Below are 2,090 nucleotides of genomic sequence, written 5' to 3' on the forward strand. Positions count from 1 at the left end.
TGCGCGGTGTTGATGGTAATACCGCGTGCCTTTTCTTCCGGCGCCGCGTCGATTTCGTCGTACTTCTTGGCTTCGCCGCCGAACTTCGACGACAGAACCGTTGCGATAGCGGCCGTCAGGGTGGTCTTGCCATGGTCAACGTGACCGATGGTGCCGACGTTCACGTGCGGCTTAGTCCGCTCGAATTTTTCCTTTGCCATTTCCGACTCCTAACGGGTTATCTATTGCCGAGGTTGCTCGGCATGTTGATTGCCGCGCTTCACACTATCTTGTGGTGCCCATGGGCAGGATCGAACTGCCGACCTCTCCCTTACCAAGGGAGTGCTCTACCACTGAGCCACATGGGCGAATCCTTTACATCTACTGCGCGTCACCTGGAGCGGGTGAAGGGAATCGAACCCTCGTCATAAGCTTGGAAGGCTTCTGCTCTACCATTGAGCTACACCCGCTTGGATTCTGACTCTCGCCTCTTGGTAACAAGCGCCGGAGACTCATCTTCCGGCGCTTATTACTTCCGCATTCTGGTGGAGGAGGTTGGATTCGAACCAACGTAGGCGTAAGCCAACAGATTTACAGTCTGCCCCCTTTAGCCACTCGGGCACCCCTCCGCAGAGAATTTGCAATTATGGAGATGTCCCCCCGCCTTGTCAACACCTTCCACGCGATGATTACGCAGATTTTGTGCCAGTGAGCCCCCAAATTCCTGATAAATTCGATAAGTCATTGATTTTATGGAATGTGCGAAGCCGCGTGTGGAACATCCGCGGCGTAATACGCGGCAGCACCACTCAAGACCCCCTTCGTGCGTTTGCGGGAATCGCGCATGGCGATGTCCACGGGGGACGCTGAGAAACGCCGACTGACCGAGGGGAGGGATACACCACGCATCCAACTTACAGTTTGGCTTTGGGTACCCCGAGTGGATACGTGACGGACGCCCCTCCCCGCCCGCGCGCCACTTCTCGAGTTCGCCCCCCCCTGCAGAACCAAATGCATCGCGATTTTTGGAATACGTCACACGTTCCAGCACAGATGCCCGCATCGCGGAAATCGGGCGGCTCTCCATAAAATGAGGCGCGGGTCGACGGGGGATGAGTAACGAACCCTCCATTGGACGTCATCACACCACCATATACGCCAGCATCCGAGCGCACAACGGCAAGCGCCTCGTCAGTGCGGTCTTGACGGCATTATCGGTTGCCCCAGCGGTTGGACGTCATACGCATTAGCGCAGCGTTTGCCGCGCGTATATCGAACAGTTCGGGGTCGAAGCCAGGGCCAACCCAGCTACGGTAATGGTCGGCTTCTTCGCTATCAGGGTTGTCAAGTAGCGCGGTGAGGAAGACCTCGTATCCGGGCGGTCCTCCCACGTCCTCGGGCGGGCAGGCGCGTGCGCCGTCGATGACCTGAGCGACACCCCAGGGTTCTCTGTCAATGGTCTCAATTTTCTCGACCACGATGTCGTGATCCCAGCCGTCGCCGAAGTCATATCGGTAGAGCATGCGGGACCCCGGTCGCAGCACCTTATGCACTTTGGCTTTCCGGTCGTCGAGTGTCCTGTCCAGGTCCATGAACTCCAAGCCCGCATCAATGTCGAGCTGAGCATAGGTGTCGTCGTCGATCAGGAAGTCGTGCCGATGGGCGTCCGACCAGCCGAAGGCGGCTTGCAGGATGTGGTGCAGCTTGCGCAGCGACTCGGTTCCTTCGACCTCGATCCGGCGCCAAATCGCCGGTCTGATGTACTGCAATTGCACATGCAAGGTGTAGAGCTGGAGCGACTTGGCCATCGCATCTCCGAAGTTTCGGGCGTCGATGGCATTATCCCTTTAGTGCGCCAAGACGGTCATGCTCTACGGCAGCAAAGCGTTGTTCCGGCTGACCGGGTGACGCGCGGTGCGTGCAAGTATATGGCTCAGATAGGCCTGGGGATCGAGTTATTAGGCTTGCACGCCCCGATCAGGCTGCAAATCGCAGCAGCACGTTCGCCGCTGGAGTTTCATCCGGCGAGCGAACCTGGGCCACCCGCTGGAGCCGCGAATCTCCAGGCACTGATTACACAAATCGCGGATACAAAGCAAAAACCCCTTGCT

Annotated in this window: 2 protein-coding genes, 3 tRNA genes and 1 pseudogene; all 6 read right to left on the bottom strand. The window is 58.0% G+C overall.

Annotated elements, in window-relative coordinates:
• The coding region (locus W930_RS29375) for a GTP-binding protein (RefSeq protein WP_081814425.1) at nucleotides 1-200 on the bottom strand (200 nt) is incomplete at its 3' end.
• A 72-nt stretch (nucleotides 201-272) separates the two neighbouring features.
• Nucleotides 273-347: transfer RNA gene (locus W930_RS0125235), tRNA-Thr, on the bottom strand.
• A 28-nt stretch (nucleotides 348-375) separates the two neighbouring features.
• A tRNA-Gly gene (locus tag W930_RS0125240) sits at nucleotides 376-449 on the bottom strand.
• A 73-nt stretch (nucleotides 450-522) separates the two neighbouring features.
• Nucleotides 523-608: transfer RNA gene (locus W930_RS0125245), tRNA-Tyr, on the bottom strand.
• Between the two features lie 582 nt (nucleotides 609-1,190).
• Nucleotides 1,191-1,787: a plasmid pRiA4b ORF-3 family protein gene (locus tag W930_RS0125250; RefSeq protein WP_023593794.1), complete on the bottom strand. Its 597-nt coding sequence runs from the start codon at nucleotides 1,785-1,787 to the stop codon at nucleotides 1,191-1,193.
• A gap of 63 nt (nucleotides 1,788-1,850) precedes the next feature.
• Nucleotides 1,851-1,996: pseudogene (locus W930_RS30965) on the bottom strand (transposase domain-containing protein); the annotation flags it as partial.
• Nucleotides 1,997-2,090: the final 94 nt, after the last annotated feature.

It is taken from the genome of Pandoraea sp. E26, from assembly GCF_000681415.1.
Taxonomy (GTDB): domain Bacteria; phylum Pseudomonadota; class Gammaproteobacteria; order Burkholderiales; family Burkholderiaceae; genus Pandoraea; species Pandoraea pnomenusa.